The 22257-nt window shown below is 34.2% G+C and carries 25 protein-coding genes; 12 read left to right on the top strand and 13 right to left on the bottom strand.

Annotation, left to right across the window (positions count from 1 at the left end; all coding sequences use genetic code 11):
* Positions 1 to 54 precede the first annotated feature (54 nt).
* Positions 55 to 465 (top strand): organic hydroperoxide resistance protein, encoded by a 411-nt coding sequence (locus LUA90_RS16845; RefSeq protein ID WP_231459612.1) that lies wholly within the window; start codon positions 55 to 57, stop codon positions 463 to 465.
* A 59-nt stretch (positions 466 to 524) separates the two neighbouring features.
* On the opposite strand, the gene mgtE is transcribed toward LUA90_RS16845, so the two are convergent.
* The 3 genes from mgtE to LUA90_RS16830 form a co-directional block, all read right to left on the bottom strand.
* Complete coding sequence (gene mgtE / locus LUA90_RS16840) at positions 525 to 1877, bottom strand: magnesium transporter (RefSeq protein ID WP_231459613.1); 1353 nt, start codon at positions 1875 to 1877, stop codon at positions 525 to 527.
* A 73-nt stretch (positions 1878 to 1950) separates the two neighbouring features.
* Positions 1951 to 3078: a magnesium/cobalt transporter CorA gene (corA, locus tag LUA90_RS16835; RefSeq protein WP_231491816.1), complete on the bottom strand. Its 1128-nt coding sequence runs from the start codon at positions 3076 to 3078 to the stop codon at positions 1951 to 1953.
* Positions 3079 to 3080: 2 nt separating this feature from the next.
* A complete protein-coding gene (locus LUA90_RS16830) occupies positions 3081 to 3692 on the bottom strand; it encodes a WbqC family protein (RefSeq protein ID WP_231459615.1) in 612 nt (203 codons plus the stop codon).
* Between the two features lie 39 nt (positions 3693 to 3731).
* Here LUA90_RS16830 and LUA90_RS16825 point away from each other — a divergent pair, with 39 nt between their 5' ends.
* Entirely contained in the window at positions 3732 to 4610 is an 879-nt protein-coding gene (locus LUA90_RS16825; RefSeq protein ID WP_231459616.1) for a lysophospholipid acyltransferase family protein, read from the top strand.
* Positions 4611 to 5624 (top strand): glycosyltransferase family 2 protein, encoded by a 1014-nt coding sequence (locus LUA90_RS16820; RefSeq protein WP_231459617.1) that lies wholly within the window; start codon positions 4611 to 4613, stop codon positions 5622 to 5624.
* Here the strand turns inward: LUA90_RS16820 and LUA90_RS16815 are convergent.
* Together LUA90_RS16815 and aroQ are read right to left on the bottom strand one after the other, a co-directional pair.
* Positions 5617 to 6339, bottom strand: a complete 723-nt coding sequence (locus LUA90_RS16815; RefSeq protein WP_231459618.1) for a TlpA disulfide reductase family protein — start codon at positions 6337 to 6339, stop codon at positions 5617 to 5619. The genes LUA90_RS16820 and LUA90_RS16815 overlap by 8 nt on opposite strands.
* Positions 6339 to 6767 (bottom strand): type II 3-dehydroquinate dehydratase, encoded by a 429-nt coding sequence (aroQ, locus tag LUA90_RS16810; RefSeq protein ID WP_231459619.1) that lies wholly within the window; start codon positions 6765 to 6767, stop codon positions 6339 to 6341. Before aroQ ends, LUA90_RS16815 begins: the two co-directional genes overlap by 1 nt.
* A gap of 60 nt (positions 6768 to 6827) precedes the next feature.
* On the opposite strand from aroQ, the gene xerD reads away from it, so the two are divergent.
* Entirely contained in the window at positions 6828 to 7727 is a 900-nt protein-coding gene (gene xerD / locus LUA90_RS16805; RefSeq protein ID WP_231459620.1) for a site-specific tyrosine recombinase XerD, read from the top strand.
* Here xerD and prmC read toward each other — a convergent pair.
* Positions 7724 to 8569 carry a peptide chain release factor N(5)-glutamine methyltransferase gene (prmC, locus tag LUA90_RS16800; protein ID WP_231491815.1) on the bottom strand — a complete coding sequence of 282 codons (846 nt, stop codon included), beginning with the start codon at positions 8567 to 8569 and terminating at the stop codon, positions 7724 to 7726. The two genes, xerD and prmC, sit on opposite strands and share 4 nt — an antisense overlap.
* 61 nt (positions 8570 to 8630) lie before the next feature.
* On the opposite strand from prmC, the gene ribD reads away from it, so the two are divergent.
* From ribD to LUA90_RS16780, 4 genes are read left to right on the top strand one after another with little or no spacing between them, the layout of a single operon-like run.
* On the top strand, positions 8631 to 9683 hold the full coding sequence (gene ribD / locus LUA90_RS16795) for a bifunctional diaminohydroxyphosphoribosylaminopyrimidine deaminase/5-amino-6-(5-phosphoribosylamino)uracil reductase RibD (protein ID WP_231459622.1): 1053 nt from the start codon (positions 8631 to 8633) through the stop codon (positions 9681 to 9683).
* Positions 9683 to 10549: a DMT family transporter gene (locus LUA90_RS16790; RefSeq protein ID WP_231459623.1), complete on the top strand. Its 867-nt coding sequence runs from the start codon at positions 9683 to 9685 to the stop codon at positions 10547 to 10549. Before ribD ends, LUA90_RS16790 begins: the two co-directional genes overlap by 1 nt.
* On the top strand, positions 10539 to 11153 hold the full coding sequence (locus tag LUA90_RS16785) for a YigZ family protein (RefSeq protein WP_231459624.1): 615 nt from the start codon (positions 10539 to 10541) through the stop codon (positions 11151 to 11153). The genes LUA90_RS16790 and LUA90_RS16785 overlap by 11 nt, the downstream gene beginning before the upstream one ends.
* 48 nt (positions 11154 to 11201) lie before the next feature.
* The gene (locus LUA90_RS16780; protein WP_231459625.1) at positions 11202 to 12062 is read left to right on the top strand and encodes a nucleoside phosphorylase; all 861 of its coding nucleotides are present in this window, start codon (positions 11202 to 11204) and stop codon (positions 12060 to 12062) included.
* Between the two features lie 88 nt (positions 12063 to 12150).
* Here the strand turns inward: LUA90_RS16780 and LUA90_RS16775 are convergent, their stop codons facing one another.
* Positions 12151 to 12546 (bottom strand): DUF1398 domain-containing protein, encoded by a 396-nt coding sequence (locus LUA90_RS16775; protein WP_231459626.1) that lies wholly within the window; start codon positions 12544 to 12546, stop codon positions 12151 to 12153.
* A gap of 4 nt (positions 12547 to 12550) precedes the next feature.
* Positions 12551 to 13597: an aldose epimerase family protein gene (locus LUA90_RS16770; protein WP_231459627.1), complete on the bottom strand. Its 1047-nt coding sequence runs from the start codon at positions 13595 to 13597 to the stop codon at positions 12551 to 12553.
* Positions 13598 to 13671: 74 nt separating this feature from the next.
* On the opposite strand from LUA90_RS16770, the gene LUA90_RS16765 reads away from it, so the two are divergent.
* The 4 genes from LUA90_RS16765 to LUA90_RS16750 all read left to right on the top strand — a co-directional run bounded on the left by LUA90_RS16765 (position 13672) and on the right by LUA90_RS16750 (position 17568).
* A complete protein-coding gene (locus LUA90_RS16765; RefSeq protein WP_231459628.1) occupies positions 13672 to 14823 on the top strand; it encodes a galactokinase in 1152 nt (383 codons plus the stop codon).
* Between the two features lie 39 nt (positions 14824 to 14862).
* A complete protein-coding gene (locus LUA90_RS16760) occupies positions 14863 to 15393 on the top strand; it encodes an RNA methyltransferase (protein ID WP_231459629.1) in 531 nt (176 codons plus the stop codon).
* A 10-nt stretch (positions 15394 to 15403) separates the two neighbouring features.
* Complete coding sequence (locus LUA90_RS16755; protein ID WP_231491814.1) at positions 15404 to 16063, top strand: YdeI family protein; 660 nt, start codon at positions 15404 to 15406, stop codon at positions 16061 to 16063.
* A gap of 221 nt (positions 16064 to 16284) precedes the next feature.
* Positions 16285 to 17568, top strand: coding sequence for an OmpA family protein (locus LUA90_RS16750; protein WP_231459631.1), 1284 nt, complete (start codon positions 16285 to 16287; stop codon positions 17566 to 17568).
* A gap of 946 nt (positions 17569 to 18514) precedes the next feature.
* Here the strand turns inward: LUA90_RS16750 and LUA90_RS16745 are convergent.
* The 5 genes from LUA90_RS16745 to LUA90_RS16725 all read right to left on the bottom strand — a co-directional run bounded on the left by LUA90_RS16745 (position 18515) and on the right by LUA90_RS16725 (position 22198).
* Positions 18515 to 19021: a YMGG-like glycine zipper-containing protein gene (locus LUA90_RS16745; RefSeq protein WP_231491813.1), complete on the bottom strand. Its 507-nt coding sequence runs from the start codon at positions 19019 to 19021 to the stop codon at positions 18515 to 18517.
* Between the two features lie 118 nt (positions 19022 to 19139).
* Positions 19140 to 19871: a diphthine--ammonia ligase gene (locus LUA90_RS16740; protein ID WP_231459633.1), complete on the bottom strand. Its 732-nt coding sequence runs from the start codon at positions 19869 to 19871 to the stop codon at positions 19140 to 19142.
* Entirely contained in the window at positions 19861 to 20550 is a 690-nt protein-coding gene (locus LUA90_RS16735) for a Sir2 family NAD-dependent protein deacetylase (protein ID WP_231459634.1), read from the bottom strand. Before LUA90_RS16735 ends, LUA90_RS16740 begins: the two co-directional genes overlap by 11 nt.
* Positions 20550 to 21482 carry an ABC transporter substrate-binding protein gene (locus tag LUA90_RS16730; protein ID WP_231459635.1) on the bottom strand — a complete coding sequence of 311 codons (933 nt, stop codon included), beginning with the start codon at positions 21480 to 21482 and terminating at the stop codon, positions 20550 to 20552. The genes LUA90_RS16735 and LUA90_RS16730 overlap by 1 nt, the downstream gene beginning before the upstream one ends.
* A gap of 125 nt (positions 21483 to 21607) precedes the next feature.
* On the bottom strand, positions 21608 to 22198 hold the full coding sequence (locus tag LUA90_RS16725; protein WP_231459636.1) for a DUF6580 family putative transport protein: 591 nt from the start codon (positions 22196 to 22198) through the stop codon (positions 21608 to 21610).
* Positions 22199 to 22257: the final 59 nt, after the last annotated feature.

Raw genomic sequence — 22257 nt, 5'->3', positions numbered from 1 at the left:
TTTTAAATAAAACAATGCATTTCATTGTTTGTTATCCTTTATTAAAACTGTATTATGGAAAAATTATATACGGCTGAAGTAACAGCCACCGGCGGAAGAGACGGACATGTAAAGTCGAATGATGGAATTTTGGATTTGGAATTAAGAAAACCAAAAGAAATGGGCGGTCAAGGTGGTGCGTCAAATCCTGAGCAATTATTTGCAGCAGCATGGGGATCATGCTATTTAGGCGCATTAGGTTCTATTGCCGAACGTGAAGGTGTTGATACTAGCGAAGCAACTGTTAACGTTCAGGTTTCTTTTAATAAGGATGGAAACGTGTATGGTTTATCAGCAGAATTGGATGTTCATATACCTGGCATTACCACCGAAGAAGCTCAAAAAATTGCAGATAAGGCTCACAAAACCTGTCCTTACTCTAAAGCAACAAAAGGAAATATCGAAGTGAGAGTTACGGCGATATAAATACGGAACAAAAATGGCAGATAAATAATCTGCCATTTTTGTTTTATGTAAATACTAATTTATAATAAGAGTTTACTGGCCAGACCTAAAATCAGCATAAAGCCGAAAACATCTGTAAATGTTGTAATAATTATAGATGATGCTATAGCAGGGTCAATACCTACTCTTTTTAAAACCAAAGGAATACTTGCACCGGTAATGCCTGCAATAACCAAATTGCCCGTCATCGCCAGAAAAATAACAACCCCAAGCATTGGGTTTCCATCAAAGAAATAAGCAAAGATAAACACGATTAAGCCGTTTGCGGCGCCATTAATTAAGCCTACAGTAAATTCTTTTAAAACAGTTCTATAGGCTTGATTATCCGTTAAATCATATAAAGAAATACGACGAACGGTAACGGCTAAGGCTTGTGTAGCAGCATTACCACCCATTCCGGCAATTATTGTCATGTATGCAGCTAATGATGGAATTAGCTTTATGGTTGGGTCAAAATATCTGATAACGGATGATGCCAAAAAAGCTGTACCTAAGTTAATAATTAACCACGGCAAACGAGATTTTACAGCCTCAACCCAATTACCGCTAAGTTCTTCATCTTCTGATACACCGGAGATTTTTAAGATATCTTCCGTACTTTCTGCTTCTAAAACATCAATTACATCATCAAAAGTTACTCTTCCTAGTAATTTCTGGTTCTCATCAATTACCGGAATACTGGTTAAGTTATACTGCGAAATTAACTGCGCCACCTCTTCCTGGTCGGTGTCGGGAGAAACGTAAACTGCATTAGTAATAACAAGCTCCGTAATTTTTGCATCGTGTTTGGCCTTAATAATTTCTTTTAGCGAAACAATACCTTTAAAAACATCATTATCATCAACAACGTAAATGGTATAAAATTCTTCCATTTCTTCGCTTTGGCGAATAATTTCATCAATAGCATGTTTTTTAGTGAGGTTAATGTTAACACAGATTAATTCTGTATTCATTAAACCACCAGCTGTTTTTTCGTCGTAAGTTAAAAGATTTCGTATTTCAGATGCGTGGTCATCCTGCAAATCCTCAAGAATCTCTTTTTGCTCGTGGTCTTCGAGTTGAGAGATAATATCTGTTGCATCATCATAATCTAATTCCTCTACAATTTCTGTACGCTTATCCGGATGGAGCTGAAAAAGCAAATCTTCAGGATGAGATTCTTCATCCATCTCCGAAATAATTTCTGAAGCGATTTCGGCCGGTAATAAATTTATGATATGCTGTTGCTCTGATTTATCTAACCTTTCGAAAAGAATTGCAATTTCTGAGGCATGATACTCTTCTAAAACCTCTTTAAGGGTTTCATCGCCAGCTAAGATCGCATTCTTAACCTTTACAACGTCGCTTTTATCTATTTCGAATGATGACTGCATAGCTTTAATTCCCCTAAAATAGAAATTCTAATAGATTTTTAATGCTTTAAATCAACTTTAAAAAAAGAAGATTTTATTTAAACCATCCCCTACGCCAAAAATAAATTATCTGAACTATGGCAATTAACAACATAACCAACCAGGTGTAGAAGTAACCATGCTCGGCGTAAAGTTCTGGCATGTTATCTTTTAAAATTTTACCTGTAACCGGGTCTTCGCGGCTAAAATTCATGCCGTAAATACCGGCAATAAATGTCAGCGGAATAAATATAGAGGAGATTATAGTCAAAACCTTCATAATCTCATTCATACGGTTACTTGTTATCGATAAGTTCATATCGATATTGGCAGAGGCTATTTCCTTTAAAGATTCGATAAAATCGATAATCTGGATGCAATGGTCGTAAGCATCTTTCATGTAGGTTTTGGTCAAATCAGAAATTAAGTTACTGTCGCTTCTAATAATATCGTTTAATTTATCTCTTTCGGGCCAGGCAACTTTTCTAATTGTAATCAAAGAACGCTTAATGCCTTGTGTATCGTACATAATTCTCCTATCCGGATTATCAAATAACCTATCTTCAATTGCATCAAGCTCCTCTCCCCAGTAATTTAAAAGCGAAAAGTAATTATCTACTATTGCATCCATCATGGCATACATTAAATAGCTTGCTCCGCCAATTCTAATATTTCCCTTGCCAATTTCTAAGCGTTTCCTAACGGGATTAAAGCAATCTTCGTAATTTTCCTGAAAAGTAATCAAGCATTTTGTAGTGAGTACAAAGGAGATTTGCTCATTAATTAAGTCGCCTTCTTCATTAATATAAAGATGCCTGCTTACCGAAAAAACATATTCATCAGCATCGTATTCATCTAATTTTGGGCGCTGATATGAGCTGGTTATATCTTCTAAAACCAAACGGCTAATGTTCAACTCTTTAAAAAGTGTTTCAAAAATACCTGGATCTGCTAAGCCTTTAATATCAAACCAATAAAAAAAATCCTTGTTAGCAGTTAATTTATCAATATTGTTGATGTTTTTTAACTCTTCTTTCTCGTACGATTTTGTATTGTATTTGTGAAGCGTTATTATAGGCTTCAAAGCATTCTCGTCTATGGCGTATGAACCTGGACTTGTACCTGGTTCGGGAACCTTATAATGTGTATGTCTGCTTCGATTACGAGGTTTGTTTTTAGCCATAATTAGAGATATGATTTTGCTTGCGGACCCTGGTTAAAAAGTAAATCTACAACACTAAGGTTAGCAATAAATTGATGTTTATCTTCAAAAACCTGATAATATGGTTTATTGTTTAAATATTCTTCAGTTTTCTTCGGATTCATAAAATCTCGATAATTAAGTCCTTCGGCTAAATCATCCGTGTACGCTGTTGTACAATTAAATTCTACGTTCAACTTTAACTTTTTGCTAATCCATTCCAAAAGCTCCAGATTATAATCGAACAGAAAATCGTACTTCTTATTATAAAAAACGGCCATTTCATCTTCGTAATATTCAAAATAAGCCGAACTTCGGTAAGAACTTTCAAAACTCATCCAATGTAAGCGTTGCCAATTAAAATCATAGCTTATTTTAACATCTTTCATTGCCGTACGCATTTTAGAACCCTTAACAACCGGAACTGTTAAATCTAATTTCCCGTTAGGTGAATAAATACTTGCCCGGTTTCTATATGTTTGTTTAGGAAAATGCTCGTATTTCTCTAGTAAAAAATTATCACTAACTGATTGTAGCCGACTAATATAGCCTACCGGAGGAAGATAAAATAATGGAAGTATAGCTGTATTTTGCATTTGAAAATATATGTTTGTAGTTCAAACGTTTCAAAATTAATGATTAAAAGGGGTTTTGCGCATGTAGGCGTATTTTTATTGTACCTTATTTCGCTTTTGCCGCTGCAAGTATTATCAATCTTTGCAAGAATACTTTATTATATCCTGTATTATGTTATCGGCTATAGAAAAAATGTAGTTAGCGAAAATCTTCGTAATTCATTTCCCGAAAAAACAGCTATTGAAATTAAATCAATTGAAAAAAAGTATTATAAATTTTTATCGCAACTCATTTTTGAAATCATAGAACTTACCTCAATTTCTAAAAAAGAGACTTTAAAGCGTGTAAAATTTAAAGGCTTAGAACAATTAGAAGAGCACTTTAAAAAAAGTGAAAGTATTTTGGCTTGTACAGGCCATTATGGAAATTGGGAACTTGGTACGTTGGCGCTCGGCTTAAATTTATCGGCCAAAACTATTGTAATTTACAAACCTATTAACAATAAAGTTTTTGAAGAATGGTTTGATAAGATAAGAACAAAATTTGGGAACATTTTTGTAGCTATGCGCCAAACTTTGCGTTGTATGGCAACCTATAAAAATGAGCCAAGTTTGCTTTGTTTTGCAAGTGATCAATCTCCTGTTAGAGAAGAAAGTAAATTCTTTCTCGATTTTTTAAATCAACCTACTCCTGCCCTTTTAGGAGTAGAAAAAATTGCCAAATCAACCAACCGGCCGATTTATTATTTTAAAGTAAATGTGGTTAAACCAGGTTATTATGATGTTGAAGTGCTGCCTATGTGTTTAAATCCTGCAGAAACTGTAGATGGTGAAATTACAAAATTGCATTTCAAATTCTTAGAAAATATAATTAATGAAACTCCTCAATATTGGCTTTGGAGCCATAAACGCTGGAAATTTAAACCCGAAAATATATAAATGAATCCTTCAGTAGCGGTTGTAATTTTAAACTGGAATGGTAGAAGCTGGCTCGAAAAATTCCTCCCGGGAGTTTTAAAGTCAAGCTACGATAATTTGCAGGTAGTTGTAGGTGATAATGGCTCAACTGATGATTCGGTAGAATTTTTGGCCATTAACTTTCCAACAGTTAAAATTCTTAAAAATGAGGCTAATTATGGATTTGCAGGTGGTTACAATAAAATTTTAGAACGTGTTGAAGCTGATTACTTTATTCTTCTAAATAGTGATGTAGAAGTAACGCCAAATTGGATACAACCCATTATCGATTTAATGAAAAGCGATGAAAAGATTGCTGCTGCACAGCCCAAAATAAAATTTCAGCAAGAAAAAAGTCAGTTTGAATATGCAGGTGCTGCTGGCGGTTACTTAGATGTTTATGGTTACCCTTTTTGCCGCGGACGATTATTTAATATATATGAAACGGACAATGGACAGTACAATGATGCTAAAGAAATTTTTTGGGCAAGTGGTGCTTCATTTTTCATCAAAAGTAAATGCTGGTTAGAAGCTGGTGGATTAGATGCCGATTTGTTTGCCCACATGGAAGAGATTGATTTATGCTGGAGATTGAAAAACTTAAATTACAAAGTAGTTTATTGTCCGGATAGTGAGGTTTTCCACGTTGGCGGTGGCACTTTACAAACCGAAAATCCTTTTAAAACCTATTTAAATTTTAGAAACAACCTAATAATAATGCAAAAGAATTTGCCATTTGGCGATGCTATTTTTCGTATTTCTATCAGGATGTGTATTGATTTTATCGCCTGGTGGCATTTTCTGCTATCTGGTAAGCCAAAATTTACAATGGCCGTAAGTAAAGGGCATTGGCATTTTTTAAAATCTCTACTTAAAACAGCAGCTAAAAGATCTGCGTACCAAAAGCCGTATTTAAAACATGCAGGTGTTTACAAAAACAGCATTGTATGGGCTTTCTTCATTAAAAAAGTGAAATGGTTTTCTCAACTTACTTAGCCGTTAAAGCTTCATCGATAGTTTTTTTGATGTAAGAAACCGTATTAAATGCCAAACCAACTGTACCAAACTTTACAATACCATCCTTACCAATTACAGCATGAGTTGGGTAAGATTTAACACCATATTTATCGGCCATAAATCTTCCATCATCAATAATATTATATTGATATGGATTAGTTTTTAAAAAATCTTTGATTTCGTACTTACTATCTAAAGCTACAGCCAGAAAAATTACTTCTTTGTTATCAGCATAACTCTTTACCAATTCGTTTAATTCCGGTATTTCGGCTTTGCAAGGCGGGCAGTTAATAAACCAAAAATTTAGCACAATCACATTACCTGTATTTGTTCTTAAATCGTACTTATTGCCATTCATATCGGTAACCTTAAAGCCTTTAAAAGCTTCACCCTCCTGAAATGCATCGCTTGTACGTGGTTTGGGCATCTTATCCATGATTGCTTTCCGTTGTTCGGCAGATAGCTCATAAATTAAATACTCCGGTTCGCCCTTATCGCTTTTTGTATTCCGGCTACGGATGGAATATTTTCCGGTTCTTAATAATGATTGCCAAATATTGTAAGGATATACCATACCATCTTCTCCCCTAACAATTGTTTGTTCATTAAGAGGGTTTGGCGCTTTGCTTTGGTTTTGTCCGTAGCAAAAAAAGGAAAATAAAATCAGAGAGATCAAGAGCGTGTTTTTTATCATTATTTATCAGTTTTAATTAGTAAACTTTCTAAAGCAAGGCGATAACCATTCATTCCAAAACCAGTTAACACGCCAGCACAATTTTTTCCTGTTAAAGATGTATGTCTAAATTGTTCTCTGGCATAAATATTAGAGATGTGTACTTCTACAACCGGTGTTTTAATGGCTGCAATTGCATCTGCAATGGCAACTGATGTATGTGTGTAACCGCCAGCGTTTAAAATAATGCCATCAAAAGAAAAACCGACTTCGTGTAGTTTGTTGATGATTTCACCCTCAACATTGCTTTGAAAATAATCAATTTCTACAATGGTATAAATAGATTTTAATTCTTTAATGTAATCCTCAATACTAGTATTTCCATAAATTGAAGGTTCTCTTACACCTAAAAGATTAAGATTCGGACCATTGATAATTTGTACTTTCATTTTATTTTATCGCATTAATTATTGTAACGTTGCAATGTTATAAAAAATCTTAAATAAAACATGCTTTGGCAAACATATATTAAAGGATTTAATGGTTATTTAAAACTCGAACGCTCCTTATCGGGCCATTCAGTTAGCGCATATCTAAGCGATGTAGAAAAGTTCAGTCAATTTTTTGAATCGCTTGATACACAGCCAAAAATAACGGAGGTTAAAACTGATGATGTAAAATTATTTATTACCTGGTTAAATGAATTAGGTATGTTAGCTACTACACAGGCAAGAGTAATTTCTGGCTTAAAGGCTTTTTTTTCATATTTAATACAAGAAGAAGTTATTGAAACCGACCCAATGGCACTTATTGAGGCGCCAAAGTTGAGCAGAAAACTACCCGACACTTTAAATATTAATGAAATTAATCAACTTATTGACGCGATTGATGCCTCAAAACCAGAAGGTATGCGCAATAAAGCGATTATAGAGGTTTTGTACGGCTGTGGTTTACGTGTTACTGAGTTAACAGATTTAAAAATTTCTAATCTTTATCCACAAATAGAATTTATTAAAGTGATTGGTAAAGGGAACAAGGAAAGATTGATACCAATTGGAGGTGTTGCGTTAAAATTGATAGATATTTACCTTAATCAGGTTAGAAATCATCAAGCGATTAAAAAAGGCAATGAAGATTTCGTTTTTTTAAATCGGTTTGGGGCGAAATTATCTCGAACTACAATATTCACGCTAATTAAAGGTTTAGCGGCGGCAATTGGTTTAAAGAAAACGATTAGCCCGCACACTTTGCGCCATTCTTTTGCTACACATTTAATAGAAGGTGGTGCAGATTTAAGAGCTGTACAAGAAATGCTTGGTCATTCCAGTATAACCACAACTGAAATTTACACGCATATTGACAGAAATTATTTAAAAGAAGTGATTACTCACTTTCATCCACGTTCTTAAGGATTTGTTCTCGCCATAATCATGCGGTCTTTACCTTGCATGTCTTTTCTTAACTCTATGTTTTTGAACTGTTTATCAATTAATATTTGAAGCGTTTCTGCCCATAAGAACTCATTAATTTCGAAGAACAGGTAACCATTTGGATTTAAATTTGTTAAGGCAAAATCTGCTATGGCATTGTAAAAAATAAGTGGATTTTCATTACTCACAAATAATGCACGGTGTGGCTCATGTTCCAAAACATTTTGATGCATATCTGCTTTTTCCAATTCTCTTATGTAAGGCGGATTGCTAACAATAATATCATAAGTTTCAGAAGTTGTATAGGATAAAATATCTGCTTCGATAAAATTAATCTCTGCCTGATTTAGGTTGGCATTCTCTTGAGCAACAGTTAATGCTTTCTCCGAAACATCTAGAGCAGAAACATCTAAGTGAGACAAATTCTTTTTTAAACTAACCGCAATGCAACCAGAACCAGTTCCAATATCAATCAAACTCTTTTTAGTTTGCTTTACTTCAGTAACTATCCAGCCCACTAATTCTTCAGTTTCTGGCCTGGGCACCAAAACATTTTCATTAACCCGAAACGGCAAATTATAAAAATAGGCTTCGCCTAAAATATGTTGTATGGGTTTCCCCATTTTCAAATCCTCCAAAATTTTTAAAAGTTTATCACTTTGTTTAACAGTAATAACTTTATCTTGTTTTAAAAGGATCTCACTTTGTGTAAGTTTTACAATATTCGATGTTGATAAAATAAATAAAGCTTTTGCTTCTTCGGCGCCGTATAAATCTTTTAAACTCTGTAAATATTCTTTTTCTAAATCTTTAATATTCATCTGCCGCAAAAGTAATAAATCGTGTAACTTTCCTTGTCATAATTTAACTACTTTTGTGTTAATGAGCGATGAATTTTTTGTTAAGCGCTGCTTAGAACTGGCTGCTAAGGCAATCGGAAATGTTAGTCCGAACCCAATGGTAGGTTGCGTAATTGTAGCAAACGGAGAAATAATCGGCGAGGGTTATCATCAGAAATACGGTGAAGCACACGCCGAACCAAACGCAATAAAAGCTGTAATAGAGAAATTTGGTGCGCAGGCCGATGATTTATTGAAAACTGCAACAGCCTATGTAAATTTAGAACCTTGTGCACACTTTGGTAAGACACCACCTTGTGCAGATTTATTTGTTAAACATAAACTAAAAAAGGTTGTAATTGGCAATCGAGATCCCTTCTCTGGCGTTGATGGAAAAGGTATCGAGAAATTAAAAAATGCCGGAATTGAAGTAATTAGTGGTGTTCTGGATAAAGAATGCAGAGGTTTTAATAAAAGATTTTTTACCAGAATACAAAATCAGCGACCTTACATAATACTTAAATGGGCAGAAACTGCAAACGGCTTTTTCGCTAGCTTAGATGGACATCAAAAGTGGATAAGTGGCGCATTGGCAAAACGATTGGCGCACCAGTGGCGCACTGAAGAAGATGCCATTTTAATTGGTAAACAAACTGCTATAATTGATAACCCACAATTAACAAGTAGATTATGGCCAGGCAAAAATCCAATCAGATTAGTGATTGATAAAAATCTTCAAATTTCATCAGATAATAATGTTTTTAACAAGGAAGCTAAAACCATCATATTTAACGAGGTAAAAACAGATGTAGTTGATAATATCCACTACATCCAAATGGAAGACATGCACTTTTATTTGCCTCAAAAAATTGCTTTTCAGCTTTATCTAATGGATATTCAATCTGTAATTGTAGAAGGTGGTGCTAATATTCTAAATCAATTTTTAGGTGCTGGAATTTGGGATGAAGCCAGAATTTTTTCTTCAAAAAATAGTTGGTCTGCAGGAATAGCATCTCCTGTGATAAAAGGTATTTTAACCGAACAAATTCAAATTGAAAGTGATAAACTTTCTATTTATGTAAATGATATAAATTAATGACATACATTATATTAAGCGTTTTATGTAGCGTTACTGTAGCAGTGCTTTTAAAACTTGCAAAAAGATATAAGATTAGTATAATACAAGCAGTTACTATAAATTACCTTACCGCGTTATTTTTATGTTTTCTTTTCTTTAAGCCAGATGTTAAGCTAATTGATGCTCACGCACCTTGGCCAATATATATATCATTAGCTATTTTGTTACCATCAATTTTTTTAATACTAGCGGCATCGGTTAAAAATTTAGGAATTGTTAAAACTGATATTGCACAAAGGTTATCCTTGTTTATCCCAATTCTTGCCGCCTACTTTATCTTTAAAGAAAATTTTAACCCTTTAAAATTTGTTGGTTTGGCTGTTGGCTTTGCTGCTATAGTTTTAACTTTTCTCCGCAAAAGCGATAATAATCAAAAAAACAGTAGATGGATTTTTCCACTCTCGGTGTTTATAGGTTTTGGAGTGATTGATGTATTATTTAAGCAAATTGCTTTGCACAAAGAATTTCCTTATACAACATCATTATTTATTGTTTTTTGTCTCGCTTTTATCGTTTCCCTAATTATTGTATTAGTTATGGTTTTAATTAAAAAAACCAAAATACAAATCGTAAATATCGGTTGTGGTTTAATTTTAGGATTATTCAATTTTGGAAACATATTATTCTACATGAAAGCCCATAAAGCACTTGCCAACAATCCATCAACAGTTTTTGCAGCTATGAATTTAGGTGTTATTGTAGTTGGTAGTTTAATTGGTGTGCTCGTATTTAAAGAAAAATTAAGCCGCATTAATTACATCGGAATTGCTTTTGCAATTTGTGCAGTTATCTTAATTACATTATCACAACTAAATGCTATTTGACGATTCTTATAAAACCATTAATAAACCTTCAGAAGCAATTTTTAGGGATAAAGGAAGCAAATTTATAGCTTATGCTTACCCAATACGTTCTGATGAAGAAATTAAGCCAATAATAAATGCTTTAAGAACTGAACATGCCAAAGCCAGGCATTTTTGCTATGCATATCGTTTAACTACAGACCGTTCTGTTTTTAGGGTAAATGACGACGGAGAACCATCAGGAACAGCAGGCAGACCGATTTTGAACTGCTTATTATCAGAAGATGTTACTTATATTTTGGTTGTAGTTGTAAGGTATTTTGGCGGAACTTTATTGGGCGTTCCGGGTTTAATTAATGCATACAAAACGGCTACAATTGAAGCACTTCAAAACGCAGAAAAGATTACCAAAACTATAAACGATGTTTATGAAGTGTATTTCGATTATTTGCAAATGAACGATGTAATGAAATTGATAAAAGATGAAGGTCTGGAAGTTATTGAGCAGAAATTTGATATCAATTGTATCATAAAATTTGAAATAAGAAAAGCCCAGTTAAATCAGGTTTTAGCTAAGTTTGATAAGATTGAAAACATCAAACTTAAATATTTAGAAACCTTGTAACCATAAATAGTTATTATCTTTTCGAATTAAATATCAGCCAAATTCATTATGAAAATTCCAGAAAGCGACCTTATTATAAACCCTGATGGTACAATTTATCATTTAAACTTATTACCTGAAGATATTGCGGATACGGTTATCACGGTTGGCGACCCTGATCGCGTTGGCGAGGTTAGCAAGTATTTTGATAGTATCGAACTTAAAAAAGGCAAAAGAGAGTTTATCACACATACTGGATATGTGGGTAAAAAACGGGTTACTGTGCTTTCAACCGGAATTGGTACAGATAATATTGATATTGTTTTCAACGAGCTTGATGCTCTGGTTAATATTAATTTTGAAACACGCGAAGTAAATAGCAAACTTAAATCACTAGATATCATAAGAATTGGTACATCTGGCGCAGTTCAGCCTGATATAGAAATGGGAACAATTCTGTCATCATCATACGGCTTAGGCATGGATTCGTTAATGAATTATTATGTACATGAATTAAATGGAGACGAGCAAAATTTATTAAACGATATTAATATTCATTTCGGCCATTTAAAAAATATAAAACCTTATTTAACGGCTTCGAGCAGTAGATTATTGGATACGATTGGAAAAGAGATGGTTAAAGGAATTACAATTACAGCTCCAGGTTTTTATGCACCGCAAGGTAGAAAAGTTAGGGCGAAAAATGCAGTTCCGGATTTTATTGGCTTGATTAACAGTTTTAAATGCAATCAAGAAAGAATTACAAATTTGGAGATGGAAACTGCCGGAATTTATGCTTTAGCAAAAATTTTAGGGCATAATGCATTATCTGTTAATGCCATATTAGCGAGTCGGGTGAAATATGAATTTAGTAATCAGCCAGATAAAATTGTTGCAAAAGCAATTGAAACGGTGCTCGAAAGAATTTAATTCCAAATCTGTATGAGCCTCCCGAAAGCGAATTATAAACATCTCGAGAGGCTTAATGTGAAAAATAATACTTTGAATTATAAGCTATTTATGCACCTGGTATAGTTTCTTTTACCAATTCCTTTTGTTCCATATCTAAATATGAGCAAGTCATTTTCTGAATATCTATAACCCATTTTTCAACTCCTGCATCAGCAGCCTGCTTGCAGAAGGTAAAATAATCAGTTTCACCATTCTGATGAATTTTTAAAGCATGCGCTAATTTTTCAGCAGATGATTCATCATTGATAATCAATTCAGGATAATTTTCGGGGCTTGCCTGAACAGAAGTATCATCATTGCCAAAATATACCGATAATCCATTTGCTACATAAACATCATTTCTAACAACCCCTAAGGCTGCAATCTCTTTTATAAATTGTGGGAAATCTGCGCCGGTTTTAATTTTTGATTCTGCAGATTTTATTTCTTCTATGGAAAACATATAATTATTTGTTAGTTGATACTTTGTAAATGGTTGTTTGAGTATATAACTCTCCTGGTCGCAAAATTGTTGAAGGAAATTCAATAATATTTACAGCATTCGGGTGGTGTTGGGTTTCCACACAAAAAGCTTCAAAACCACTATAATCTTTTCCGCCCTTACCATTTTTTACCTTTAAGTATTTTGATGTATATAAATGCGCTACCGGTTCTGTAGTATAAATGCTAAGCGTTAAACCACTCTCCTGCTCAACTGTTTTGCTGGCCAACGTTAAATCTCCATAAGTTTTATCTAAAACATAAGTTTGGTCATAACCTTCCTCCGGATTCCAGTCTTTACCAAATTCCTTTAACTCTGTAAAATCAAGTGCGGTATCCTTAACAGGAATTAATTTGCCGGTTACGCAATAATTATCATCTTGTTCTAAATAATTTTTGGCAAAAATCTGTTGCTTATGTTTATCAATTTTTCCACCATCAGGTGATAAATTAAAATAGCCATGGTGAGTCAAATTTATGGCTGTCGCTTTATCTGTTTCAGCTTCGTAGCTTAAAATAAGTTCATCGTTTTCTGTTAATTGCAAAGTTAAATCAACAATTAAAGTACCTGGAAAGCCTTCTTCACCATCAATACTTTCATATTGTAAAGTAACGGATGATATTTCTTCATCAAATTCAACTATATCCCAAACCTTTTTATCAAAACCATCAATCCCTCCATGTAAGGTATCACTGTTATTATTTTTAGGTAAATTAAAATTTTGACCATCAATTTGGAATGATGCACCCTTTATACGGTTTGCGTATCTGCCTATCACTGCTCCTAAGTGTGGATTGTTATCCAGGTAATCTGCTCCGAAATATTGGTTAAAATCATCAAAGCCTAAAACAATATCCTGCATATTGCCTTTGGCATTTTTAATTATAAAATTATTAATAATGGCTCCATAATTATATAATTTAATGTAGGTGCCATTATTATTAGTTAATTCTATTGCGATAACTTCTTCGCCATTAATTATATTTCCTGTTGGTATTTGCTTAATGCTCATAAATTGTAACTTAGGGCTTTTGTTTGCTAAACAAACATACCATTAATACTTGCTTTTATAAATATTTTAAACTGATGAAATCTCAACTCGAAGAAAAATTTGCAGAACAATATCAAAAAAATGCTGATGCGGTTTATTTTACACCTGGTCGTGTAAATTTAATTGGTGAACATATCGATTACAATGGCGGCTTGGTAATGCCTTGTGCAATTACTTTAGGTACATGGCTGGCCATCTCACCAAATAACGATGGTAAATTCAGATTTAAAAGTTTAAACTTTAATGAGCAAACTGAGGTAGAAAGTAATGTTCTGCATCAAAAAAATGGAGGTTTATGGTCTAATTACCCTATTGGTGTAATCAATGAGTTTATTAAAGATGGTAAAGAAATCAGTGGTTTAGATTTTTTATATTTTGGAAACATCCCTATAGGTTCAGGATTGTCTTCTTCTGCATCTATTGAGATTGCCACAGCTTTTGCAATAAACGATTATTTCAACCTTGGTTATGATAACTTAGAATTGGTTAAAAAGGCTAAAAGGGTTGAGAACGATTTTATTGGTTTAAATTCTGGCATTATGGATCAATTCGCAGTTGCTTTCGGGGAGAAAGATAAAGCAATTGTTTTGGATTGCGAGACACTTAAATATAAAATGGTTGATATTAATTTAGGCAAATATGTTCTGGCAATTATCAATACAAAAAAACCACGCGAATTAGCCGATTCTAAATATAATGAACGTGTGGAAGAATGCCAGACTGCACTAAAATTGCTTAATGAAGAAGTAAAACTGAATAATTTATGCGATTTAAACGCGGAGAAATTTGCGCTTCACAAGCATGTAATTGCAGATGAAACGATTTTAAACAGAGCATCTCACGTAGTTAAAGAAAATGATAGAGTTCATTTGGCTGCCAAAGCGCTTAATGCCGGTGAATTAGAAGAATTTGGACGTTTAATGTATGCGTCACATCAATCGCTACGCAGCTTATATGAGGTAAGCGGTAAAGAGTTAGATACAGTTGTAGATTTTTGTATAGATTATGAACATGTAATTGGTGCGAGAATGACTGGTGCTGGTTTTGGCGGTTGTGCAATAGCACTTTTAGAAAAAGGCTTTGAGGAAGATTTTGCGAAACATTTAACAGATTATTATGTAGCAAGAATTGGATACCCGGGAGAAATATATGTAAGTGACATTGGCAACGGACCAACCAAATTATAATTTAATTATTAGCTAAAGATTTAGCTAACCTTTTTATAAATGAAAAAGTTAAAACTAAACGAACTTAACAGAGCAGATGTTGAATCGTTTAAAGCACAAGAAAAGTTACCCGTAGTAGCCATTTTGGATAATGTTAGAAGTATGCACAATGTAGGTTCTATTTTCCGTACGGCAGATGGTTTTGCATTAGAGCAAGTAGTGTTGTGTGGTATTACGGCACAACCACCACATCGGGAAATTGAAAAGACGGCTTTAGGCGCAACGCAATCAGTAGAATGGATGCATTATGCTGATACAACAACTGCCGTTGATGAATTACGAGCAAAAGGTTATGAAATTGTAGCTATCGAGCAAGCAGAAAATAGCACAATGCTTAATATTTTTTCGCCAGATAAAGACAAAAAATACGCTTTAATTTTTGGTAACGAGGTTGATGGTGTGAGCGATGAAGTAATGGCTAAAATTGATGAGTGCATCGAAATTCCTCAGTTTGGCACAAAACATTCGTTTAATATAACCATTTCTGCAGGAATTGTTTTTTGGGATTTCTTTGCAAAACTTAGGTTATAAAAAGACTAAGATGGAACATGCCTTATTAAAAAAGCTACAAATTAAGCCTGGCTTTGTTGTCAAAGTTATTGATGCGCCAGAAAACGTAGACTCCATCTTTTTGAATAAACCAGATAATATTTCCATCTGTTACGATGAGGTAAATCATTTTGATGCACTTATTACTTTTACAACTTCTCAAAATCAATTAAAAGCCCAAATCGAAAGTCAGCTAATGTATTTAAATCCAAAAACTATAATTTGGATTTTCTCACCAAAGAAATCATCAAAAATAAAAACTGATTTAGATTTGATGAAAAGCTGGCATGAGTTGGATGTTTTTGGATTAAATCCTTGTTCATCTGCTTCTGTAAATGAGATTTGGACAGCTTTAAGATTAAAATTTATAGGCGAAATAAAACCAAGCGGTTTAAGAAACGACCATATTCAAACAAATGATTATTCGGATTTTATCGATGTTGTAAATAAAAAAGTAACCTTACCTTCAGGTCTAAAATTTGTTTTGGAACAACATCCACAAGCAATTCGTTACTTTGAAAGCCTGGCATACTCCAATAAAAAGGAGTATGTACTTTGGATTCTATCAGCCAAACAAGAAAAAACAAGACAAGCAAGAATTGATAAGGCACTAATTATGCTTTTAGATGGTAAGAAGAATCCGTCTGCTTAGGTATTTTGAAGATTAAAAAAGCATAGTTTTTCATAAAATACATATATATTGTGATATAATTTAAATATCAACGTAACTTTTTTGTGAAAAAAATTATAACATAAGTAATTGATTTATTGCGGTTTGCAGTTTTAAATCATATTTAGGCATATATTTTTCTAAAAAGTGTAAAACAGAATTATAAATAAGCTGTTTAACCACTATTATTTAGAAAATAAAATATGAATACGAAAATTACAAAATCAACAATGTTGGTTGCCTTATTAGGATTATCATCACAATTATTTGCACAAGAAACACCTACCGCTTCTGGTAGATTCGGCAAACAAAATTTAAGAACATGGAGCGTTGGTGCTCAGGGTGGTATCTTCAGCCAAAATACCATCTTAGGCGGCGGAAGTGTTAAAGCTAGAGAATTTAAAAGCGTAGGTTACGGAGCTTTTATCAAAAAACAAATTCTTCCTGCATTAGGCTTACAAGCAGATTTCTTACGTGGTGAGATTAAAACTTTAAACGCTACAAGTACAATCGAGCAAAAAAACAGCATCAATTGGGCTGGTTCATTAACTGCGGTATTAAACATTGCTAACTTTAGTTTAAATACTGAAAACGCAGTTTTAATCCCTTACATTAAAGCGGGTGCCGGTTACATGTCGTCAGATTCGCAAGTTGGTGCTACTCAAGTTTTTCAAGACAGAGAAGGTTGGTATATCCCAACAGGTGTTGGATTTAAATTTGGTGTATCAAAAGGAATTAACATCGATTTAGGTTACGACATTAACTTTATCAAATCTTCTCCAACAGTTAAAAGTGCTTACTTAGAGAACAGATATTCATACTCTCACGTAGGTCTTGAGTTTGCATTAGGAAACAAAGAAAACTCTCAATTACAGAACTACAGCGCTATTGCAGATTTACGTAAACAAACTGCTGAAGAAAGTAATGAGTTAAGAAGAGCTTTATCTACAGCTGAAGAAAATGCTGCCAGAGACAGAGCACAATATGCTAAAGATTTAGCTGATGATGATAATGATGGTGTAGCTAACAAATTCGACAAATGCCCTGGAACTGCTTCAGGTACTGTTGTTGATGGTTCAGGTTGTCCATTAGCTGCTCCAACAACTAAAGTAATTAAAGAAACTACTGTAATTACAGAAGCTGACCGTAAAGTGGTAAGAGATGCAATCTCTAACTTAGAATTTGATTTAGGTAAATCAACAATCCGTTCTAAATCTTACGAAACGTTAAACAGAGTTGCTACTTTGTTAATGGAGAAAAACTTTAGCTTAAAATTAGCTGGACATACAGATAACACTGGTGGCAGAGAATTGAACTTACGTTTATCTAAAGATAGAGCTGAATCAGTAAAAGCTTATTTAGTGTCTCAAGGTGCTAATGCTTCAAGAATCGAAGCTACAGGTTACGGACCAGACCAACCGATTGCGACTAACAAAAGTGCATCCGGACGTCAAGCTAACCGTCGCGTAGAATTTACATTATATTAATTAATAGTTTAAAATTAAGTTTGAAGCCTCGGTGAAATATTTCATTGAGGCTTTTTTGCGTTTATTGATGTTTCAAAAGAATTTTCCGCTTGTGAAATTTTATAATAGAGATTCTTATACAAGTTCAGAATCACGACATTCTCACATATATGCACCACTTCATTGCGAGGCACGAAGCAATCTTAAACATTAGGTTTGAATGGCAAGCGCCATGAGATTACTTCGTGCCTCGCAATGACGCAGGAAGCTTACATATAGGTTTGTATATAATCCTCAATGAAAATGATTCTTAAACAAGTTTAGAATCAAAACACGCTTACACACCACGTCATTGCGAGGCACGAAGCAGTCTAAAACATTAGGTGCAACTGGCATGCGCCATGAGATTGCTTCGTACCTCGCAATGACGCAGGAAGCTTATGTCTTACCTCATGCTTACACACCAACTTATTGCAAAATACGAAGCAATCTTAAGGTTTGAATGGGGCCAGCGCTAATAGATTGCTTCGTACCTCGCAATGACGCATGATCCCGTAGGCATAGTTTTCAATATAATCTTTAATAAAAGAGTTTCAGGATCAAGTTCAGAAACACGACACACTTACACACCACGTCATTGCGAGGCACGAAGCAATCTTAAACATCAAGTTTAAATGGCATGCGCCATAAGATTGCTTCGTGCCTCGCAATGACGCAGGAAGCTTACATATCGGTTTGTATATAATCATCAATGAAAAAGTTTCAGGAGAAAGTTCAGAATCACGAAATGCATACGCCTCTCGCAATGAAGCACGGAGCTTTTATGTATTAGTTTAAAAAAAAATCCTCAATCAAAATGAAACTCAAACATGTTCAAAATAACGAATGGTTAAATACCTCCAAAAAAAAAGTGGCAACCATTAACTGGTTGCCACTTCATCATATCTCCGAAGAGTGAAAAAAAATATTAGTTTTTAGGTTGCACTCGACCTGATTTTCTGTCTTCACCTCTACCAATTAAATAACCGCCACCAGCTCCAACTAAACCACCAATAATTGCACCTCTACCTTTTTTCTTATCAATTAATGCACCACCAACTGCACCTGCTGCCCCACCAATTACTGAACCTTTTGCAGCATCGCTCCAACCTTGTTTTTTAGCAGTTGGTTGTGTACCACCGTAAGAGCTTGAGCTAGTGCTGGAATAAGTACGACCAGAACCAGAATACGAAGAACGTTGTCCTGCTTTTCTTGCAGCTACTAATTCTGCCTGATGTTTAGCTTCTTTTTCTGCTTCAATTTTTGCAGTTTCTGCTCTCTTGAAACTATCCAATCTTAAACTATCTTTTACGGCTTTAACGGCCGTTGCTTTTTCAGCTTCTGCTTGTTTTAATGCAGCTTCTTCTTTTGCTTTATTGTTACAAGCGAATAAAACCGAACTACTTAATGCGATTACTACTAATATCTTTTTCATAACATAAATTTTTTAAAGTAAACCTTTAGCCACCTAAAGCCAAAAGATTTCATTTGTATGTGTTTTTTAGTTAATTACAGATAGTAAAGAAAAAATGATGCCAAAAAGTTTTAATGTTTTAATTTTTTTCTTCTAAATCAATGTACCAAAAACCTAAACTATCTGATTTACTGATAGATAAAGTATCATCTTGGGTAGTATCGCTTGGCTTTGAATAGCTTCTAAAAACCATTTCGCCTATATTGAAATCGAGTTTATTATTGAACACTGGACCATCAAAGGCAAATGTATGGTATTCACCATTTTCACCACAGGGGTCAATATCAGGTGGCAAATTATTTATTAAATCTTTAGTAATAACTTCGCCACAGTATAATTTTAGATTTTGCTGACAGCAAACTATTATTGTTTTGTAACCTAAATTTAGAAAATCGTTAACGATATCGGTAGTATTTCGCTTCCACAACGGGAATATTGCTTTTAGGCCAACTTCAGACAGTTTTTCCTCTCTGTATTTTCTTAAATCTTCGAGAAAAATATCACCAAATATAGAATGTGTTATTCCACATGCCTTAAAATGGTTCATGTGATTTTTCATAACATTATCATAGGTTTCCATATCAGGCATATCTGGCAGTTGAATTTGATACAATGGAATACCAACGCTTTGAGCCTGTTTTATTAAGAGAGCTGCTCTAACACCATGCATGGAAACTCTATTAAACTTTTCAGTTACCGTTGTAACCAGATATTTTATTTCCAACGAATCATCTTGTAGAGCATAGTGCAGTGCGAGTGTACTATCTTTACCACCACTCCAATTGAAAATACATTGTTTTTTAGATGGCATTTAGCAAGATTTTCTTCAGCATTTGCACGCCATTTACCGCATTCTGTTCAATATTTACGACATTTTTATAATGTCTAATATCTGGAGTCCGAGGATCGATAATGTATTTTGTTGTGTGTTTCGGTACAAAATCGACCAAACCGGAAGCCGGATAAACCGCAAGAGATGTTCCGATTATTACAAAAAAATCTGCAGATTGACAAAGTCTGGCAGCATACTCAATCATTGGTACAGCTTCACCAAACCATACCACATGCGGTCTTAGCTGCGAACCCAATTCGCATAATTCGCCCATTTTAATTTCCGCACCATTAATTGGATATGTGAGTGATGAATTTACATCAGATTGAGATTTAGTTATCACACCATGAAGATGCGTAACTTTTGTAGAACCTGCCCGCTCATGTAAATCATCTATGTTTTGGGTGATAATTTCAACATCAAATTCCTCCTCTAATTCTACTAAAATAGAATGTGCTAAATTGGGTTTGGCCGCCAAAACCTGCCTCCTACGCTCATTATAAAAATCCTGCACCAGTATAGGATTTCGTTCCCAGGCTTCGGGCGTAGCAACATCATAAACATTATGTCCTTCCCATAATCCATCCGAATCGCGAAAGGTTTTTAAGCCGCTCTCTGCACTAATACCAGCACCAGTTAATACTACCAATTTCATCATTAACAATTAACTTTTATTTCCGAATAATTGATGAATTTCTTCGCGATTCTATCATCAGCTGAAAAAATTTCGGGATGAAACATGCAAGATAATGCTTCAATACCTTCAACTAAGGTACCAATACTCGGTTGAGTAAACATATCGAAATCAGCAATATATACTTGGTTGTTTTTAACAGCTTCGAGGTTATCCCATCCAGGTTTAGATGTAAGTAAAGTCATTTCTTCGGCACTTCGAATAACATCAAAACCACAAGGTGCAATTACCAGAACCTCAGGATTGTATTTTAAAATTTTATCCCATTGGGTAACAATAGAATCTCCGGCAGGGTTTGAAAGCATATCTACACCACCTGCAGCAGCAATCTGGAAAGGAATCCAATGTCCGCAGTTGTAAATAGGTTCAATCCATTCCATTAACATTACACGTTTTAAAGGAGCTCGGTTTGCCCTTAACTTATCTAATATAGAATCGGTTTTTACTTGTAAACCAGCCAAATATTTTAGAGCAACCTCTTCTTTACCAATAGCTTTGGCAATTGTTAAAGCGCATTCAAAAACATCCTGTAAATTATTTGGAGATAGTGGAACAAGCTTAGGCTGCTTGCTTAGTTTCATCACTGCAGTTTCAGTACAAACGGTATCAATATTACACACTTCGCAAATATCTTGTGTGAAAACAATATCAGGCGAAATGCGCTCCAAAAGTTCATCATCTACCCAATACAAACTTTTTCCTTGTGCTTTTGAGGCTGAAAAAATCCTATCAATTTCCATGCTCGAATAATTCTTTCCTTCTAAAATACAGCGTACAATTTTAGGCATATCGGCTGCTTCTTTAGGGCATTCGAAAGTAACGCCATGCAGATATTCCTGCAACCCCATGTCGTAAATCATTTTGGTTGCAGCGGGAAGGAAAGAGACAACTTTCATATATGGTAAAAGGTTAAATGAATGACGGAGGCTGATTTAGTTGCTATTATTGCTCAATGTTAAAGAAAAAAATCCTCTTTAGAAATTAATCAAAAGAGGATTTTCAATAGCCATGTAATGAATTATTATGCTTTTTGTGTTTGCAATTTTAAAACAGGATATTTTGATTTTAGAATTTCAAACGCTCCGAATAAAATCGCCCCATAAATAATAGTTCCTTCTAAAAATCTTATCTCAAAAGGAATAGCTCTTTCCAAGCAAAGCCAAAAGCCTGCTATATCTTGTGTATAAGCTGGGTTTTTGTACCAAATGGGAAAATCGGTAACAATCCAATGAATTAAAACAATTACAAATGTTGATGTTAGCAAATTTACTACATTGATATTTTTTAATAAAATTCTGCCAACCAAAACCATCAAGGCAAAAGCTAAATATACCCAATACCAGCCCTCATACAAAAAGCCATTACTGTATTTACTAAATATGGTTGTGGCTAAAACGAAATCGCTTAAAAATAAACTTAACAAAGGGAAGGCAAAAGCTTTCAAATTATCTTTAAAATAAGCTCCGCCAAATAATGCTACAGCGCCTATTGAAGAGAAGTTTGCAAATTTTAATTCATCAGAGTTAAAAGTTACCAGTAAACGGAAGGCCGTTATTGCTAAAATCATTAACAGTAAAATTGCCGTACGTGGATTAAATTTTAAATGAGCCATATTATTTATTAAGTATTTTATATAAAATATCGGAATTAAACCTAAGATCTTTTTGCAAA

The organism is Pedobacter sp. Leaf170, assembly GCF_920984665.1.
Lineage (GTDB): Bacteria > Bacteroidota > Bacteroidia > Sphingobacteriales > Sphingobacteriaceae > Pedobacter.
Note: the sequence above shows the minus strand (reverse complement) of the source record. Positions and strands in the feature narration are given on the sequence as shown.

Excerpts from the sequence above, each read along its gene's own strand:
- LUA90_RS16790 (WP_231459623.1), top strand. The coding sequence starts at position 9,683 with ATGACATACATTATATTAAGCGTTTTATGTAGCGTTACTGTAGCAGTG.
- LUA90_RS16830 (WP_231459615.1), bottom strand. The coding sequence starts at position 3,692 with ATGCAAAATACAGCTATACTTCCATTATTTTATCTTCCTCCGGTAGGC.
- aroQ (WP_231459619.1), bottom strand. The coding sequence starts at position 6,767 with ATGAAAGTACAAATTATCAATGGTCCGAATCTTAATCTTTTAGGTGTA.
- corA (WP_231491816.1), bottom strand. The coding sequence starts at position 3,078 with ATGGCTAAAAACAAACCTCGTAATCGAAGCAGACATACACATTATAAG.
- LUA90_RS16760 (WP_231459629.1), top strand. The coding sequence starts at position 14,863 with ATGAAAAAGTTAAAACTAAACGAACTTAACAGAGCAGATGTTGAATCG.
- LUA90_RS16775 (WP_231459626.1), bottom strand. The coding sequence starts at position 12,546 with ATGTTTTCCATAGAAGAAATAAAATCTGCAGAATCAAAAATTAAAACC.
- prmC (WP_231491815.1), bottom strand. The coding sequence starts at position 8,569 with ATGAATATTAAAGATTTAGAAAAAGAATATTTACAGAGTTTAAAAGAT.
- LUA90_RS16755 (WP_231491814.1), top strand. The coding sequence starts at position 15,404 with ATGGAACATGCCTTATTAAAAAAGCTACAAATTAAGCCTGGCTTTGTT.
- LUA90_RS16780 (WP_231459625.1), top strand. The coding sequence starts at position 11,202 with ATGAAAATTCCAGAAAGCGACCTTATTATAAACCCTGATGGTACAATT.
- LUA90_RS16750 (WP_231459631.1), top strand. The coding sequence starts at position 16,285 with ATGAATACGAAAATTACAAAATCAACAATGTTGGTTGCCTTATTAGGA.
- ribD (WP_231459622.1), top strand. The coding sequence starts at position 8,631 with ATGAGCGATGAATTTTTTGTTAAGCGCTGCTTAGAACTGGCTGCTAAG.
- LUA90_RS16845 (WP_231459612.1), top strand. The coding sequence starts at position 55 with ATGGAAAAATTATATACGGCTGAAGTAACAGCCACCGGCGGAAGAGAC.
- LUA90_RS16765 (WP_231459628.1), top strand. The coding sequence starts at position 13,672 with ATGAAATCTCAACTCGAAGAAAAATTTGCAGAACAATATCAAAAAAAT.
- LUA90_RS16815 (WP_231459618.1), bottom strand. The coding sequence starts at position 6,339 with ATGATAAAAAACACGCTCTTGATCTCTCTGATTTTATTTTCCTTTTTT.
- LUA90_RS16745 (WP_231491813.1), bottom strand. The coding sequence starts at position 19,021 with ATGAAAAAGATATTAGTAGTAATCGCATTAAGTAGTTCGGTTTTATTC.
- LUA90_RS16820 (WP_231459617.1), top strand. The coding sequence starts at position 4,611 with ATGAATCCTTCAGTAGCGGTTGTAATTTTAAACTGGAATGGTAGAAGC.
- LUA90_RS16740 (WP_231459633.1), bottom strand. The coding sequence starts at position 19,871 with ATGCCATCTAAAAAACAATGTATTTTCAATTGGAGTGGTGGTAAAGAT.
- LUA90_RS16785 (WP_231459624.1), top strand. The coding sequence starts at position 10,539 with ATGCTATTTGACGATTCTTATAAAACCATTAATAAACCTTCAGAAGCA.
- LUA90_RS16730 (WP_231459635.1), bottom strand. The coding sequence starts at position 21,482 with ATGAAAGTTGTCTCTTTCCTTCCCGCTGCAACCAAAATGATTTACGAC.
- LUA90_RS16770 (WP_231459627.1), bottom strand. The coding sequence starts at position 13,597 with ATGAGCATTAAGCAAATACCAACAGGAAATATAATTAATGGCGAAGAA.
- mgtE (WP_231459613.1), bottom strand. The coding sequence starts at position 1,877 with ATGCAGTCATCATTCGAAATAGATAAAAGCGACGTTGTAAAGGTTAAG.
- LUA90_RS16735 (WP_231459634.1), bottom strand. The coding sequence starts at position 20,550 with ATGATGAAATTGGTAGTATTAACTGGTGCTGGTATTAGTGCAGAGAGC.
- LUA90_RS16825 (WP_231459616.1), top strand. The coding sequence starts at position 3,732 with ATGATTAAAAGGGGTTTTGCGCATGTAGGCGTATTTTTATTGTACCTT.
- xerD (WP_231459620.1), top strand. The coding sequence starts at position 6,828 with ATGCTTTGGCAAACATATATTAAAGGATTTAATGGTTATTTAAAACTC.
- LUA90_RS16725 (WP_231459636.1), bottom strand. The coding sequence starts at position 22,198 with ATGGCTCATTTAAAATTTAATCCACGTACGGCAATTTTACTGTTAATG.